General features: G+C 72.8%; 13 protein-coding genes. 8 read left to right on the top strand and 5 right to left on the bottom strand.

Annotated elements, in window-relative coordinates:
• Positions 1 to 33: 33 nt before the first annotated feature.
• Entirely contained in the window at positions 34 to 756 is a 723-nt protein-coding gene (locus CHC09_RS08560) for an adenosylcobinamide-GDP ribazoletransferase (protein WP_089292656.1), read from the bottom strand.
• A gap of 41 nt (positions 757 to 797) precedes the next feature.
• Positions 798 to 2,726, bottom strand: a complete 1,929-nt coding sequence (locus CHC09_RS08555; RefSeq protein ID WP_089292420.1) for a bifunctional adenosylcobinamide kinase/adenosylcobinamide-phosphate guanylyltransferase — start codon at positions 2,724 to 2,726, stop codon at positions 798 to 800.
• Positions 2,727 to 2,809: 83 nt separating this feature from the next.
• On the opposite strand from CHC09_RS08555, the gene CHC09_RS08550 reads away from it, so the two are divergent.
• Both CHC09_RS08550 and CHC09_RS08545 read left to right on the top strand, forming a co-directional pair.
• Entirely contained in the window at positions 2,810 to 3,007 is a 198-nt protein-coding gene (locus CHC09_RS08550; protein ID WP_089292419.1) for a hypothetical protein, read from the top strand.
• 1 nt (position 3,008) lies between these two features.
• On the top strand, positions 3,009 to 3,827 hold the full coding sequence (locus tag CHC09_RS08545; protein ID WP_089292418.1) for a site-2 protease family protein: 819 nt from the start codon (positions 3,009 to 3,011) through the stop codon (positions 3,825 to 3,827).
• A gap of 10 nt (positions 3,828 to 3,837) precedes the next feature.
• Here CHC09_RS08545 and CHC09_RS08540 read toward each other — a convergent pair whose 3' ends face one another.
• Both CHC09_RS08540 and CHC09_RS48330 read right to left on the bottom strand, forming a co-directional pair.
• A complete protein-coding gene (locus CHC09_RS08540) occupies positions 3,838 to 4,836 on the bottom strand; it encodes an aldo/keto reductase family protein (RefSeq protein ID WP_089292417.1) in 999 nt (332 codons plus the stop codon).
• Positions 4,837 to 4,856: 20 nt separating this feature from the next.
• Positions 4,857 to 9,512: a WG repeat-containing protein gene (locus CHC09_RS48330; protein ID WP_280523919.1), complete on the bottom strand. Its 4,656-nt coding sequence runs from the start codon at positions 9,510 to 9,512 to the stop codon at positions 4,857 to 4,859.
• Between the two features lie 81 nt (positions 9,513 to 9,593).
• Here CHC09_RS48330 and CHC09_RS44975 point away from each other — a divergent pair, with 81 nt between their 5' ends.
• The 4 genes from CHC09_RS44975 (at position 9,594) to CHC09_RS08510 (ending at position 13,915) form a co-directional block, all read left to right on the top strand.
• Entirely contained in the window at positions 9,594 to 10,292 is a 699-nt protein-coding gene (locus CHC09_RS44975) for a hypothetical protein (protein ID WP_143232239.1), read from the top strand.
• A gap of 1,016 nt (positions 10,293 to 11,308) precedes the next feature.
• A complete protein-coding gene (locus CHC09_RS08520; protein ID WP_089292414.1) occupies positions 11,309 to 12,169 on the top strand; it encodes an ABC transporter permease in 861 nt (286 codons plus the stop codon).
• Positions 12,162 to 12,962 (top strand): ABC transporter permease, encoded by an 801-nt coding sequence (locus CHC09_RS08515; protein WP_089292413.1) that lies wholly within the window; start codon positions 12,162 to 12,164, stop codon positions 12,960 to 12,962. Before CHC09_RS08520 ends, CHC09_RS08515 begins: the two co-directional genes overlap by 8 nt.
• Positions 12,959 to 13,915 carry an ABC transporter ATP-binding protein gene (locus tag CHC09_RS08510; RefSeq protein WP_089292412.1) on the top strand — a complete coding sequence of 319 codons (957 nt, stop codon included), beginning with the start codon at positions 12,959 to 12,961 and terminating at the stop codon, positions 13,913 to 13,915. The genes CHC09_RS08515 and CHC09_RS08510 overlap by 4 nt, the downstream gene beginning before the upstream one ends.
• Here CHC09_RS08510 and CHC09_RS08505 read toward each other — a convergent pair.
• Entirely contained in the window at positions 13,899 to 14,456 is a 558-nt protein-coding gene (locus tag CHC09_RS08505; RefSeq protein WP_179276979.1) for a helix-turn-helix domain-containing protein, read from the bottom strand. The genes CHC09_RS08510 and CHC09_RS08505 overlap by 17 nt on opposite strands.
• Positions 14,457 to 14,525: 69 nt before the next feature.
• Between CHC09_RS08505 and CHC09_RS08500 the strand changes: the two genes are divergently transcribed.
• Together CHC09_RS08500 and CHC09_RS08495 are read left to right on the top strand one after the other, a co-directional pair.
• Positions 14,526 to 15,260, top strand: a complete 735-nt coding sequence (locus CHC09_RS08500) for an AzlC family ABC transporter permease (protein ID WP_089292411.1) — start codon at positions 14,526 to 14,528, stop codon at positions 15,258 to 15,260.
• On the top strand, positions 15,260 to 15,568 hold the full coding sequence (locus CHC09_RS08495; protein WP_089292410.1) for an AzlD domain-containing protein: 309 nt from the start codon (positions 15,260 to 15,262) through the stop codon (positions 15,566 to 15,568). Before CHC09_RS08500 ends, CHC09_RS08495 begins: the two co-directional genes overlap by 1 nt.
• Positions 15,569 to 15,618: the final 50 nt, after the last annotated feature.

The raw sequence follows: 15,618 nt of genomic DNA, 5'->3' as shown, positions 1-15,618 counted from the left end.
CCAAGCCCCGTGCGATCCCGCACGAGCGAAGCGTCAGCGCAGGGTCAGCGTGATCAACGTGAGCGTGGTGCCCAGCTCCGCACAGGCGCCCAGAACATCGCCGGTGACGCCACCGAGGCGGCGGGTGCAGTGCCGGAGCAGCAGGAGAACCGCCCCGAGGGCGACGACCACGGCGAGCGGGCCCTGCCAGGGACGGCCCGGAACCGCCGGGATCGCGGCGGCGAGCACGACGGCCGCGACCGAGACGACGGCGAGGGTGGGGACCGTCGAGGCGACCATCGCGCCCAGCCCCCCGGGACGGGCCGAGGGGACACCGCGGCGGCAGGCCAGCGAGATGGCGAGCCGGCCGGCGGTCCACCCGATCACGATCGGCCACCAGCCCAGGGCGGCGATCGAAGCGGCCTGGATCAGCACGGTCGCGGCGAGCGCCACGACCCCGAACGGCCCGATGTCCGGCTTCTTCATGATCTCCAGAGCGGCGGGTCCGGAGCGGTAGGAGCCGAGCGCGTCGACCGTGTCCGCCAGGCCGTCCAGATGCAGACCCCGGGTGAACAGCGCACCGGCGGCCACCGTGATCCCGGCGGCGACAAGCAGGGGCGCGCCGAGCGCCCGCAGGCCCTCGTTCAGGCCCGCGAGCACCACGCCCAGCAGCGCGCCGATCAGCGGGGCGAGACCCATCGCGACGGCCGCGACGGGCCGGTCGACCCGGCCACCGCGCACCGGGAGGACGGTCAGCGTGGTGACCGCCAGCCGCATCCCGGCCGGCCAGCGCCCGGCCCGGGCCGCCCGCTCGCCGGTCACGACCGCCCGGCCGCGCCGCTCTCGACGCCGCCGGCACCGTCCTCGCTGTCGCCGGCACCGTCCTCGCTGTCGCCGGCGTCGTCCTCGCTGTCGAGTCCGGTGGCCAGGTTCCCGAACCCGTCGTTGATGAGGTTGACGGCCGTCACGTCGGGGTCGTCGTCGAGGCCGGCGTCGCCGTGCTCATCCAGCAACGCCGGATGCACCGGCAGCGCCGCGGCCAGCCCCACCATCGTGCGCAGCATCGGCAGCGCCGCCAGGGCGTTCGCCCCCTCGCCCAGGTCCAGCCCCAGTTCCAGGACCGGCGTCAGGCCGAGCACGTCCGCACCCTGCTTGACCAGCGCCAGCGTCCCCGCCTCGGGCAGCAGGCACCAGTGCCGGGTCTGCCCGGCCAGATCCCGGGCGATCAGCCCGGCCGCGATGCCCAGCGGACCGTCCAGCAGCACCGGGATGCGCCGGGCGGCCGCACCGAGCAGCAGGCCCGTGGCGACCGCCAGGTCCAGGCCGCCGAGTTCGCGCAGGATGTCATGGGCGCCGCGCGGCTCGTGCCGGATGCGGTGCAGTGCGTCGCGGACCGCGCCGCAGCGGACCATCCAGGCATTGTCGTCGAACCGTCCGCCGGGCAGCAGCACCCGGGGGAGCGTCGCGGCGGCCTCGGCGCCGGTGGTGGCGGCGAGCACCGCGGTCGCCACGGCCTCCACCCCGACCCCGATCCCGGCCAGCAGCAGCGCGTCCCGGCCGGCGTCGGCGGCCTCGTCGGCGAGTTGCCAGCCCTGGCGCAGGGCGGCCTCGACGGCGCCCGCCTCGGCGACCGGGCCGTCCTCCATCGCTCCGGCGGACCGCACCCGCAGCACGGCGATGTCCGCACCGGCCTGCCCGGCCAGCCGGCCCAGCAGGCCGATGCCCAGCTCGGCCTCGGCGACCCGGCGCTCGGCGTCCAGCGAGTCGGCGCCGGCGGCGGCACCGCCGCCGTGCCGGCCGGAGATCACCACGACGCGGACCGACGACCACGGGCGCGGGGCGGTGCTGTCCTGGGTCGAGGCGGCGAACTCGACCGCCTCGGCGACCATGCCGAGCCCGGCGCCGGGCAGGTCGAGCATGCCGAGGCGGTCCCGGGCGTCCGGGCCGGCCTCGCTGCTCGGCAGCGGCAGGTCCATGCCCGGCTGGATGACGGTGAGGCCGGAGGCGATCAGCGGCAGCGTCTGGGTGCGCCCCTGGAGCGCGTCGAAGGGCTCGGCCACGGGCGGAGCCACCACCTCCGCCTCGACCGGCGTCGCGACGAAAGCGGGGTCGGCGGGGGGAGTGACGAAGACCGGCGGAGGGGGCGGCGCCGGGGTGGCGGCGGCGGGCGGCTTCGGTCGCGGGGCCGGGGTGGCGATCCCGGCCTTGCCCTTGAGCCAGGTCGGCTGGCCGGCCACCACCAGCACCACACCGTCACAGGCGTCGGCGAGCGACTGGTTCGTGGTGCCCAGCGCGTCGGCGAAGGCCCGTCCGACCGGGGTGACCGGCACCAGCGAGAGACCGACCTCGGGGCTGACCAGCACCACCCGCGCCGGGGTGGAGCGCACCGCGGCGGCCAGCGCCGCCACGTCCGCCTCGTCGTCGTTCGGCTGCCGCGCCGGGTCGAGCACCGCGGCCACCCAGCCACCCAGATCGTCGACGAGCAGCGTGTCATCGGGCTTCGCCTCGGACAGCAGCTCGGTGAGCCGGGCCGGGTCGGCGCCGGTCTCCTCGGTCGACCAGGACTGCGGGCGGCGCCGCTGATGTTCCTCGATCCGGGCCAGCCACTCCGGGTCGTCCTCGCCGCCCACCGCGGTGGCGACATACCGTACCGCCGGGGCGTCGGCCACCAGCGATTCGGCGAACGCGGATTTGCCGGAGCGGATCCCGCCGAGCACCAGGACCGTGTTCCACCGATCTTCGGACATGCCCCGTACCTTAAAGCCGGGTCGCACACGCACAAGCCGTAGGGTGGAAGGCCACCGACGTACGACGTGAGGGGGGCGGCCCAATGCCGTGGAGTTGGCGGTACGAGGACGTCGACGGCAAAGCTGTCGAAGGACCGGCCGAGACGTTCAGCAGTCAGGCCGACGCCGAGTCCTGGATCGGCCAGGAGTGGCGCGGATTGCAGGCCGGCGGGGTCAGCACGGTCACGCTGGTCGAGGACGATCGGGTCGATTACCAGATGAGCCTGCAACCGGCGGAATGACGTGACCTACGAACCGGTTTTCACCCGTACCCCCCGGCACGCGTTCATCCCGAGCCCGGTCTTCGTCGGCATCGTCGCGATCTTCGCGGTGAGCGGCTTCCTGGTCTGGACGAAGTTCGGCAACGTCGGGTTGGACGTGTTCCTGTTCGTCGTCTCCGGTTGGCTCGTCTCGCTCTGCCTGCACGAGTACGCGCACGCCGTCGCCGCGTTCTTCTCCGGCGACCTGACCGTGGCCGAGCGTGGGTACCTGCGGCTCAACCCGCTGAAGTACACCAGCCCGCTGCTGTCGATCGTGCTGCCGGTGGTCGTGGTGATCCTCGGCGGCATCGGCCTGCCCGGCGGCGCGGTCTGGATCGACCACCGGTACATCAACAGCCGGCTCAAGGACTCACTGATCAGCGCGGCCGGGCCGCTCACCAACGTGATCCTCGCGCTGGTGGCGGCCATGCCGTTCCTGCTGGGCCTCGGCCCGGACTTCGTCGAGACCGGCAGCCGGACGTTCGTCTACACCGAGCACCCGGAGTTCTGGCAGGCGCTCTCGCTGGTCGCGTTCCTGCAGATCACCGCGAGCGTGCTGAACCTGCTGCCGATCCCGGGCCTGGACGGCGGCAGCATCCTGCGGCCCTGGCTGAACCCGGCCTACCGGCGCGCCTGGGACATGTTCGCGCCGTTCGGCTTCCTGCTGCTGTTCGTGGCGCTCTGGCAGACCAGCGCCGGTGATTACTTCTACCGGCTGGTCAGCTCGATCGCCGAGCTGCTCCACCTGCACCCGGGGCTGGTCTCCGACGGATTCGACCTGATGCGCTTCTGGTCGAACTAGGACCGGCTGCTCACGGCCGGCCGACCGGGCTGGTCGTGAGCGCCGGATCCCGGGTGACGACCGGGTCGACGATCTCGTCGATCGCCTTCAGCAGCCCGTCGTCCAGCTTCACCCCGGACGCCTTCGCGTTGTCCCGGACCTGCTCGGGCCGGGACGCGCCGATGATCGCCGCGGACACGTTCGGGTTGTGCAGCACCCACGCGATGGCGAGCTGCCCCATGGTCAGGCCGGCCTCGTCCGCCAGCGGCTTCAGCCGGGCGACCGCGTTCAGCACGTCGTCCTCCAGCCACCGGGCGATGAAACCGGCCCCGGACTTCTCGTCGGTGGCCCGCGACCCGGCCGGCGGCTGCTCACCCACCCGGTACTTGCCGGTCAGCACGCCCTGCGCCAGCGGCGACCAGACGATCTGGCCCAGCCCCAGCTCCCGCGACGCCGGCACCACCTCGGCCTCGATCACCCGCCACAGCATCGAGTACTGGGGCTGGTTCGACACCAGCCGGATCTTCAGCTCGTCGGCCAGCGGTTTCGCCGCCCGGATCTGGGTGGCGGTCCACTCCGAGACGCCGATGTAGTGCGCCTTGCCCCGGTGCACCACGTCGGCGAACGCCTCCATGGTCTCGGCCAGCGGAGTCCGATGGTCGAACCGGTGCGCCTGGTAGACGTCGACATGATCGGTGCCCAGCCGGCGCAGCGAGCCGTCGATCGAGGCCATGATGTGCTTGCGGGACAGGCCGCTGTCGTTCGCGCCCGGCCCGATCCGCCAGTACACCTTGGTGAGGATCTCCAGGCCGTCGCGTCGCTCGTCCTTCAGCGCCCGGCCCAGCACCTCCTCGGCGCGGGTACCGGCGTAGACGTCGGCGGTGTCGAAAGTGGTGATCCCGCAGTCGAGGGCCGCGCGCACGCACGCGAGCGCGGCCTCCTCCTCCACCTGGGACCCGTGGGTGATCCAGTTGCCGTAGGCGATCTCACTGACCAACAGGCCGGAACGGCCGAGATGACGGAACTCCATCCGCCGACCCTAACCGGATCTCAGAGCACCGGCCTCGCGTCCGGACGGACCCGCCCGAGCTCGACGACCGCCTCCGCGCGCTCCACGTACCGGGTCTCCACCAGTGGCTGTCCCTGCCGGTCCAGCGCACCCCAGCGTCCCGCCTCGTCGGCGATCAGGAACGCCGACGGGTGGATCACCACGGCCTTGTGCACCGGTGGGATCACCGGCTGCCCGGTCCGGTCGACCACGCCCAGGCCGTTACCCGTGTCGACCACCGCGAAGCCGTCCTCGCCGAAGCCGTCGACCGGCCCACCGCTGCTCAGCACCGTGGCGAACTGCCGGTACTTCGGCTGCACCGCGATCCGCCCGTGCCGGTCGATGGCGCCCCAGCCACCGGCGCGCCGGAACAGTGCCAGCCCGTTCCGGAACGGCCGGACGTCCTCGAAGCCGCCCGGCACGATCAGCCGGTTGTTCCGGTCGATCGCGAACCAGCCGCCCTGGGGATCCCGGGTGACCCAGGCCAGCCCCTCGGCGAACTTGTCGGCCGCGAGATAGCCGGAGTCGGCGCCGATCAGCACCGTCCCGGACCGGTCGATCAGCTCCCACGCGTTCGACTCCGGGCGCCGCACCCAGGCGGCACCCTCGGCGAACGCCTGCGCCTGCGCGTACCGCGGCTCGACGGCCGCCGCGTACCCCCAGAGGCCGGTGCCGTCGTCCCGCAGCGGCGTCGGCGCCGACGGCAGGTTCAGCAGCTCGTCGCGCCCGCGCGGGTACGGGCCCCAGCCGTCCACCGACCGCCGGGTGATCACGTCGAGAGCCAGCTCGACCCGCTCCACCAGCTCCGCGTCGCCACCCTGGCACAGGTCCAGGGCACGCTCGAAGTGGTTCACGGCCTCCAGGAACCGGCCCTGCTCGAACGCCGACCGCCCGGCCAGCTCCCGGATCTCGGCACGGACCCGGGCCGGCAGCTCCGGCGAGTCGGCCCGCGCGTAGAGCCGGTCCGCCTCGTCGAACTCGTCCCGCCAGTGCAGCACGTGCGCGAGCCGGGCCCGCGCGACCGAGATGGTCCGCGCGTGCGCGCTCGCCTCGGCGTGCCGCAGCGCCTCCCGCCCGTCGGCGACCGCGCTGTCCAGCTCGCCCAGCACCCGCGAGACGACCGCACGCAGGCTGAGCAGTCCGGCCCGGTCGAGGTCCCGCTCGGCGAACTCCAGCCGGTCGGTCAGCCGGTCCGCGAGATCCCAGAGCCGGTCCGGCTCGTCGACCTGCTCCCGGAGCGTCCGCGGATCGAACATCCACGGGTACGCGGCCAGGATCTCCTCCGGGTCGGCCCGGCGGCGGTCCGTGGGGGCATGCTGGTTCCGTCGCTGCCGGATCGGCGCCGCCGCCGCGTCTTCGACGCGATCATTCCCGGACTCTCCGGTACGGCCGTCCGCGTCCGCCTCACGCTCTCCCGCGGCCTTCCCGCGACGGCTGTCGGCGTCCTCCGCAGTCTTTCCGCTACGGCTGTCGGCGTCCTCCGCAGTCTTTCCGGTACGGCCGTCGGCGTCTGCCGTGTGCTCTTCCGAGGTCTTTCCGGCACGGGGGTCGGCGTCTCCCGTGCGTTCTTCCGAGGTCTTTCCGGTGCGAGCGCCGGCGCCTTCCGCACGCTCGTCCGCGGCCTTTCCGGTACGGGCGTCCGCGCCTTCCGTGCTCTCTTCCGCCCCTTGTGCAGGGCGGCCGACAGCGTCCTCGGCCGCCGCTGTGGACACACTGAGGTCAACGGCCTGGGCCTCGGTCGGGTCCGGCGCTTCCGGAGCCGTCCCGGCGATCCCGCCCGCCTCGCCGTCTCCGGCTACAACCGTCTCGGCGGCCGGCGTCGCGCCCGCCCCAGCATCCGGCGTCGCGGCCGTCGGGGCAGCCGACGATTCCGGGTCCACTCCCGGATCGGCCGCCGCGAAGGCACTGTCCGTTCCGTCCGCGGCCGGCGCGTCCACGACGGCCGGGACAGCGATGGCCGCCACCGGCTCAACCACGTCCGCTGGTTCGGCTTCGACCGACTCGACCACGTCTACTGGCTCTGCCTCGACCGGCTCAACCGCGTCTACCGGCTCGGGTTCGGCCGGCTCGACCACGTCTATCGGCTCTGCCTCGACTGGCTCAACGGCGTCTACCGGCTCGGCTCCGGCCGGCTCGACCACCACTACTGGCTCTGCCTCGACCGGCTCAACCGCGTCTACCGGCTCGGGTTCGGCCGGCTCGACCACGTCTACCGGCTCTGCCTCGACCGGCTCAACGGCGTCCACCGGTTGGGCGTCCGTCGTGGTGTTCCCACTGGTCGTCACATGCTCCGCAACCACTGCCGTGTGCTCGTCGACAGCGGCTGTCATGTGCTCCGTGACGACCGGCACCGAGTGCCCGTCCTCAACGGCGACAAGGTTGTCGGTCGCGGCGGTCGCAGGGCTTTCGTGCTCTGCGGTGCCAGGGCTTTCGTGTCGGCCGGTGACGGGGTTTACGGTCGCGGCGGTGGCAGGGGTTTCCTGTTCTGTGGAGACAGAGCTTTCGTGCCGGCCGCCGATAGGGCTGTCGTATTCGAAGGCGACAGGGATTTCCTGCTTCAAAGCGGCGAACAGCGCCGCGATCACGTCGGCCGCGGACTCGCCCGTCGATGACGTCGTCCCGGACACCGGAGCGTCCTTGCCCGAACCGCTTTCGTCACCGAACGGTTTATCGGCCGCGTGGAATCCGTCGAGTACATGCTCAGAATCGGTCACGCCGGGCAGCTCGACACCGTTCGGTTCGCTCACAAGGCTCGCGACCTCGGCGTTGTGCTCCACACCCGAAGACCCGTGCCCCAGAACCTCCCCGGACCCGGTCGGCGTCTCGTCGCCGTACTCCGCGGCATTGGCGCTGCGGAAAGACTCGTCGACCGGATCGGCGACCCCCGCACCAGCCGTGCCGCCGTGGACCGGCGCGGTGCCCCCGCTGACCACCGTGGAATCGGCGACCGGCGCGATGGGCTCCTGACCCGCCCCGAAGCCGAACCTCTCCGCGATACTCGCGGAACCCCACGTGCCTGCACCGCCGACCGCCGCGCTGTCGGCCGTCGTGTCGCCGACCGTGGTGTCGGCACTCGTCGTGCCGTTGACCCAGGTGTTGCCGGCCGTGGTGTCGTCGGTCGGCACCTTGTCGGCCGTCATGTCGCCGGCCGTCGTGCTGTCGGCCGTCGTGTTGTCGACCGTGGTGTTGTCGACCGTGGTGTTGTCGACCGTGGTGTTGTCGACCGTGGTGTTGCCACTCGTCGTGCCGTTGACCCAGGTGTTGCCAGCCGTGGTGTCGTCGGTCGGCGCCTTGTTGGTGGTCGTGCTGTCGGTCGTCGCGTCGCCGACCGTCGTGCTGTTGGCCGTGGTTTCGTTGACCCAGGTGTTGCCGGCCGTGGTGTCGTCGGTCGGCGCCTCGTTGGTGGTCGCGCTGTCGTCGGTCGGCGCCTCGTTGGTGGTCGCGCTGTCGGTCGTCGTGTCGGCGGCCTCGGTGTCGCTGTCCGTCGAGTCGTCGGTGCCGGGGGCGAACCAGCCGGTCGGCTGCGTGTCCTCCGTGACATCGGCGGAACTCTCCGGTTCCGCCAGCGGCGAGGTATCGGGCACCGGCGTCTCCGCGCCGAGCCCGCTCATCGACAGCAGCCACCCCAGCCCGCGCGGCTCCTCCGCCGGAGGCTGCGGCATCGCAACCGGCTGCGGCGCAGCAGATTGCGGCATCGCGACAGGCTGTGCCGGGGGCTGCGTACCCGCGGGCGCTCCCGGCCCGGCCTCCGCGAACGGAATCCCGGTGACCGGTGCGTTCGGCTGTACGGCAGGCATTCCGGCGACCGGGGTGCTCTCCTCCACAGCGGGAACCCCGGTGACCGGGGCACTCGATTCCGCGATCGGCATGCCGTGTCCGGCCGCGGAGGCCGAGCCCGGCACGTCCGGGGTGACCCGGCGCGGGTCGACTGCCGGGGCGTGCTCCACCGGCGGGAACGCCTCGCCACCGTGCTGCGGAAGCGCGAATCCCGAGTCGGCCCGCCCGGCGTTCCTCGCCTGCGCGGAATCATCCGAAACGATCGGACCACCCGCGCCCGAACCGGACTGACCGTGGCCGGGTTGTCCGTGCCCAGACTGACCATGCCCGGGCTGTCCGTGCCCGGGCTGTCCGTATTGCGGCTGCCCGTGTTGAGGCTGTCCGTGTTGAGGCTGTCCCGAGTGGAATCCGCCCGCCCGGTGCTGGTCCGGCACCGGCGGCCCGGCGACCGGCGCGGCCGTACCCGAGACAGGCGCGATGTTCGGAACAGGACCGGCGATCCCGGAAACCGGCGCGTTGCCGGGAACCGGGCCGGCGACGCCTGAGACAGGCGCCGAGGCGGCTCCGGGGACCGGGGTGGCGGCGATCCCGGAAACCGGCGCGTTGCCAGGAACCGGGCTGGCGACGCCTGAGACAGGCGCCGAGGCGACCCCAGGGACCGGTGTGGCGGCGATCCCGGAGACAGGTGCGGCGGCGATGCCGGAGACAGGTGCGGCGGCGATGCCGGAGACAGGTGCGGCGGCGATGCCGGAGACCGGCGCGGCGGCGATCCCGGAGACCGGCGCGGCGGCGATCCCGGAGACCGGCGCGGCGGCGATCCCGGAGACCGGCTGGTTGGTGACCCGTTCGCGCTCGTCACGGCGATAGTCAGGCCCAGGCACCACGGGCGTCTGACCAGGCGAGAAGGGCGCCTGACCAGGGCGAACCGCGGCCTGCCCCGGGCGAACAGGCGGCTGTCCAGCGTGGATCGGCGGCTGGCCGGGCTGGACCGGTTGCTGTCCAGCGTGAGCTGGCGGCTGACCGGGGTGAACCGGCGGCTGCCCAGCGTGGACCGGCGGCTGGCCGGGGTGAGCCGGTTGCTGTCCAGCGTGAGCTGGCGGCTGGCCGGGGCGGACCGGGGGCTGTCCAGCGTGAGCCGGCGGCTGGCCTGGGCGAACCGGCGGCTGGCCGGGCCCACCCGGGTAGATCGCCGCGGGCGCCACGGTCGGCTGCGGCGGAGTCATCCGGGTCGGCTGCGCCGCCGGACGCGACGGCGCCGGGCTGTTCCGCTCCTGCGGAGCCGGTCGCAGATCGAACGGCGCGTCCTGCGTACGCCCGCTGTCGCGTCCCGGCCGTGCCGGGAACGCCTCCGGGGGAGCCGGACGCGCGCTGCCATAGGTCGGCCCGGCCGGCGACACCGGCCGCTGCCCGGAACCGTGGCGAGGGTCCACCCCCGGCCGCGACTGTTCCGGCATCGGCCGGGGTCCGCCCTGCTCCGGCATGGGCCGAGGGCCGCCCTGCTCGGGCATCGGACGACGCCCCTGGAACCCGGGCTGCTGCTCGGACTGCGGAGCGAACCCACCGGGCGCCCCGAAACGCGGCTGACGACCCGACCCGTCCGCCCCACCCGCGTGCTGCGGAGGAACGGAACCACCCGAATGCGGAGGAACGGGGCCACCTGAATGCGGAGGAACCGGCACACCCGGATGCGGGGCGACAGGACCACCCGAATACGGCGCACCCGGACGCGCGCCGCCGGGACCACCCGAATGCGGAGCACCCGGATGCGGCGAAACCGGCCCACCACCCGGACGCGGCGGAACGGGAGTACCGGGCGGAATCGGCCCACGAGGACCACCGGGCCCCTGCGCCCCACCCCGACCGGGTCCACCCTGCTGACCAAGCCCTTGCTGACCGGGCCCACCTTGCTGAGGCCCACCCTGCTGCCCGGGCCCCTGCTGACCGGGCCCGGAGCCCGGACGCCCGTGCGGCGCCGGCGAAACCTGCCCCGGCCCGAACCCGTCACCACGGCCCCATGGCTGCTGCTGACCGGGCCCGCCCTGCGGCCGCCCACTCCAGTTCTCCGGCCCACGCTGACCGGGACCACCGGGCACGCCAGGTTCACCCCGACGGGGTCCGTCCTGCGGCCCCCGGGCCGCCGGTGTCTGGGGATGCCCCGGATTCACCGGTACGGACGGCACTCCCCGCCCGTAAACGGGGGCACCACCACGAGCCTGATCCGGCCCCCCGTAGGGCCGGTTCCACGCCGGGTCCTCCCGAGCGTCGCGCTGGCTACCGCCGTACCGCTGCGGGTCCTCGGCCGGAACCCGGCCACGGCCCTGCGCCGCGCCGCTCGCCGGTGTCGGGCTGACCGGCGCGGACCCGGCGGAGCCGCCGCGGGAGGCCTCGTAGACCGGGGTGTGCACGGCCTTCCGGCGTCCCGGGTCGCCCGGGTAGCGCTGACCGGGGAGTGGCTCCCACTCCCAGGTGATCTCGTAAACCCACGCCGGCTCGTCGTCCCAGCCTTCTGCGCCCGGGCGGGAGCTCCAACCGTTCATCGGGCGACCGGGCCCGGCGATTGGCAACGCTCCGTCACGGCGAACTCCAACGTGTGTCAAAAAATCGAGCCGTGGCTACCCGGGGACCCGGGTACATTCTCCCGGCTCCACTGCGGGTTAGTTGGAAGGAGACTAGCGGCGTGGCCGGGAAGGACGCCAGCGTGCTCACGATCTCTCCGGACGGTCCGTTACGCGGCTCGATTAGTACTTTCGGTGCACTGGTCGGGTCGGGTTTCCGGCGGTACACGACCTATCGTCAAGCCACCATAGCCGGAACGTTCACCAACATAGTCTTCGGCTACGTGCGTTGCTACGTACTGCTCGCCGTGGCGGCGAGCACACTCGACGGCCGGCCCGCCGGATACGACACGGAGCAACTGGCCACGTACGTCTGGTTGGGTCAAGGTTTACTCAGCGTGGTGATGCTGTGGGGCTGGGCGGAGCTCGCCGAGCGCATCCGCACCGGTGATGTCGCGGCCGATCTGTTACGTCCGGTGCCTCCTTTGATGGCATATCTCGCCGCTGACCTGGGCCGGGCCGGGCACGGAATGATCACCCGATTCGTCCCGCCGGTCCTGGTCGGTGCCCTCTGCTTCCCGTTGCGGCTGCCGACACGCTGGCAGACGGTCCCGTTGTTCCTGCTCTCCGTGCTGATCGCGGTGGTGGTCAGCTTCGGCTGCCGCTACCTGGTGAACGCGACCGCGTACTGGCTGCACGACGCCCGTGGGCCGATCATGTTCTGGGTGCTCGGCGCCGGGGTGCTGGGCGGTCTCTACTTCCCGCTGCGGCTCTTGCCGGACTGGTTGGCGGTCACGCTCTGGCTGGGCACGCCGCTGCCCAGCATCCTGCAGACGCCGCTGGACGTGGCGGCCGAGCGGGACGGCCCGGGCCTGCAGCTCGCCCTGGTCGCGTTGCAGGGCTGCTGGGCGGTCGCGCTGCTGGCGCTGGCCGCGCTGGTGCAGCGCCGGGCCGAGCGCCGCCTGGTGGTGCAGGGTGGGTGAGCTGAGGGCGTACGCGGCGCTCGCGGGCGCCCAGGCCCGCTCGGTCTTCTCCTACCGCTCCTCGTTCGTGATCGAGCTGGTCGGCAATGTCGGCGCCACGGTCTTCGACGTGCTCACGGTGCTGGTGCTGTTCCGCGCCACCGACCGGATCGGCGGGTTCACCCTGCCCGAGGCGCTGCTGATGGCCGGCATCACGTCGGCCGGGTTCGCGCTCGCCGACTTCGTGGTCGGCAACGTCGACCGGCTCAAGACGTATGTGCGGGCCGGGACCCTGGACGCGGTGCTGGTCAGGCCGCTCGCCGCGCTGCCCCAGCTGCTGCTGATGGACCTGCCGATCCGCAAGCTGGTGCGAGTGGTGTTCGGCTTCGGCGTGCTGGCTGTCGCGATCGGCCTGAACGATCCCGATTGGACGCCGGCCCGGGTGTCGCTGATCGTCCTGGCCCCACTGTCCTGTGCGGTGTTCATGGGCTCGATCTTCGTGATCAGCGCGAGCCTGGCCTTCTGGTGGGTCGATTCGGGGGAGTTGGGCAGCGCTTTCACGTACGGCGGGAAGGACTTCGCGTCGTACCCGATCACGGTCTACGGTCCGGCCTTCCGCGGTCTTTTCGCGTACGCCCTGGGTTTCGCGTTCATCTCCTACCAGCCGGCGCTGGCTCTGCTCGGCCGCGCCGATCCCCTCGGCCTGCCGTCCTGGGCCGGGTTCGCCGCCCCGGTCGCGGCGTTCGCCGTGGCGGCCGTCGCCGCCGGCGTCTGGCGCACCGGAATCCGTCACTACCGGAGCACAGGATCATGATCAAAACCGAAGACCTCCGGAAAGATTTCGCCGTACGTGTGAAGAGCGGCCGTTTCCGCAGGGAGAAACGGACCGTTGAAGCTGTCGCCGGCGTCTCGCTGAACATCGGCGCCGGTGAGATGGTCGGCTACATCGGCCCGAACGGCGCCGGCAAGTCCACGACCCTGAAGATGCTGACCGGCGTGCTCTCCCCGTCCGGCGGCCAGGTCGAGGTGTGCGGCCTGCGCCCGGTTCCGCAGCGCACGAAGCTGGCCCTGCGCATCGGGGTGGTCTTCGGCCAGCGCTCCCAACTCTGGTGGGACCTGCCGCTGGGTGAGTCGTTCGCACTGCTCAGACACATCTACCGGGTCCCGGCCGCGGAGCACCGCGAACGGCTGCGCCGCTGCCGTGAGCTGCTCGACCTGGACGGGTTCATGGACACCCCGGTCCGTCAGTTGTCGCTGGGTCAGCGGATGCGCGGCGAACTGACCGCGGCGCTGCTGCACGGCCCCCGGGTGCTCTTCCTGGACGAGCCGACCATCGGCCTGGACGTGGTGAGCAAGCAGGCGGTCCGTTCGTTCCTGGCCGAGCTGGGCGGGACCGGGGACGTCACGCTGGTGCTGACCACGCACGACCTGGCCGACATCGAGCGGCTCTGCGAGCGCCTGGTGGTGATCGACCACGGCCGGGTGGTGCACGACGGCACGATCGAGGCGTTGCACGCCCGGTACGGTTCGCGCCGCAGCCTGGTCGCCGACCTGTCGTCGCCGTTGCCGGAGGGCTTCGAGCTGCCGGGCGCCACTCTGATCGGGGTGGAGGCCGATCGTCACCGGGTCACCTTCGCCTTGGACGGGGTGACCGCGGGCGCCGCCGTGGCGGACCTGGTCGCGGCGGTCCCGATCCGTGACCTCTCGGTCGTCGAGCCGGACATCGAGGATGTGGTGGCCCGCCTCTACGTCAGCGGTGCTCCATGACCAGGACGGCCCAGGACGGCTCCAGCGCCTCGTAGCGGTGCGGAACGTCGCCGGGGAACGTCACGTAGTCGCCCGGCCCGACCTCGACCGGCTCCTCGACCGGCCCGGTCCGGATCCGGCCCGATCCGACCACGATGTGCTCGACGCTGCCCGGGATGTGTGGCTCCGCCTCCCGGGCCTCGCCCGGCGCCAGTTCCATCAGATAGAGGTCCCGCCGTACGTGCGGCGATCCCGTCGCCAGCAGGGTCGCCACGAAGTCGGCCCGGTCCGCCCGCAGCCGGGTCGCGCCCTCGCCCGCCCGGATGACCCGGACCTTGGCCGGCTCGGGTTCGACCAGCCGGCTGAACGGCACCCCGAGCGCCACCCCGAGCGCCCACAGCGTCTCGATGCTGGGGTTCCCGGCACCGGCCTCGAGCTGCGACAACGTGGATTTCGCCAGGCCGGCGCGGCGGGCCAGCTCGGCCAGGGAGATCCCGGCGAGGTTCCGTTCGCGGCGCAGCGCGGCGGCGATGACGGCGAGCGGCGGCGCCGGTTGCTCCATCAGTGTTCGCTCCATCGGTCTGGTTGTTCGGTTTGACGAACGATTCAGGTTCGTTCAACATGACGAACTATGGGTACGGTATATCGAACGCGAGCCCGTCCGCGTGACGTGGCCGCGCTGGCCGCCGCGACGCTGGCAACGGGCGCGTCGTTCGGCGCCATCACCATCGCGTACGGACTTCCGAACTGGCTCCCGTCACTGATGTCGATCGTCGTCTTCGCCGGCGGCGCCCAGTTCCTCGCGGTCGGTCTCCTAGCCGCGGGCAACCCGCTCGCGGCGGTCTTCGCCGGCCTCCTGCTGAACGCCCGCCACCTCCCGTTCGGTCTGGCGGTCGCCGACACGCTCGGCCCGCGCTGGCGTGACCGCCTGATCGGCAGTCACCTGATGACCGACGAGGTGGTCGCCTTCACCCTGGCCGAGGAGACCCCGCAGGCCCGGCGCCGTACGTACTGGCTCGTCGCCGTCGCCCTGGTGATCTCCTGGAACGTGGGCACGGTGCTGGGCGTCCTGCTCGGCGGCGTCACGGGCGACCCCGACACGTTCGGCCTCGACGCGGCCTTCCCGGCCGCCCTGCTCGCCCTGATCCTGCCGTCGCTGAAGGACCGGGAGACCCGGCTGGTCGCCCTGACCGGCGCCGCCCTCGCGGTGCTGCTGACCCCGGTCCTCCCGGCCGGCCTTCCGGTCCTGGCCGCCCTCCTGGGTCTCCTGGTCCTGCTCCGTCCCCGCCGCCCCGCGCCCGCCACGCCGGAGGAGCCGTCGCACCAGCACTCCGGTCCCGCCGCACCGTCTTCCGGGAGGAACTGATGTTGATCGCCGCGATCATCGCCCTCGGCGCCGGCACCTACGCGATCCGGCTGAGCGGCGTGCTGCTCCGCGACCGCCTGGAGCTGTCACCCGCCCTCCAGCGCCTGCTCCCGATGGCCGCCGCCGCCCTGCTGGCCGCCCTCGCCGGAACCGCCGCCCTGATGGCCGGCACCGAGTTCTCCGGAGTCGCCCGCCCGGCGGGAGTGGCCGTCGGCGCCCTCCTGGCCTGGCGGAAAGCCCCGTTCGTGCTGGTCGTCGTGGCCGCCGCCGCGACCGCCGCGCTGCTGCGCCTCGCCGGCCTGCCCTAGCACGGCGAAGGCGCGGGATCGAACCGGGAAAGCACGGAGCCCCGGCGCGC

It is taken from the genome of Actinoplanes regularis (assembly GCF_900188005.1).
GTDB classification, from domain to species: domain Bacteria; phylum Actinomycetota; class Actinomycetes; order Mycobacteriales; family Micromonosporaceae; genus Actinoplanes; species Actinoplanes regularis.
Note: the sequence above shows the minus strand (reverse complement) of the source record. Positions and strands in the feature narration are given on the sequence as shown.

Coding starts and splice junctions, on each gene's coding strand:
- CHC09_RS08540 (WP_089292417.1), bottom strand. CDS start 4,836: ATGGAGTTCCGTCATCTCGGCCGTTCCGGCCTGTTGGTCAGTGAGATC.
- CHC09_RS08555 (WP_089292420.1), bottom strand. CDS start 2,726: ATGTCCGAAGATCGGTGGAACACGGTCCTGGTGCTCGGCGGGATCCGC.
- CHC09_RS08560 (WP_089292656.1), bottom strand. CDS start 756: ATGCGGCTGGCGGTCACCACGCTGACCGTCCTCCCGGTGCGCGGTGGC.
- CHC09_RS08500 (WP_089292411.1), top strand. CDS start 14,526: ATGGGTACGGTATATCGAACGCGAGCCCGTCCGCGTGACGTGGCCGCG.
- CHC09_RS08510 (WP_089292412.1), top strand. CDS start 12,959: ATGATCAAAACCGAAGACCTCCGGAAAGATTTCGCCGTACGTGTGAAG.
- CHC09_RS08550 (WP_089292419.1), top strand. CDS start 2,810: ATGCCGTGGAGTTGGCGGTACGAGGACGTCGACGGCAAAGCTGTCGAA.
- CHC09_RS08505 (WP_179276979.1), bottom strand. CDS start 14,456: ATGGAGCAACCGGCGCCGCCGCTCGCCGTCATCGCCGCCGCGCTGCGC.
- CHC09_RS08495 (WP_089292410.1), top strand. CDS start 15,260: ATGTTGATCGCCGCGATCATCGCCCTCGGCGCCGGCACCTACGCGATC.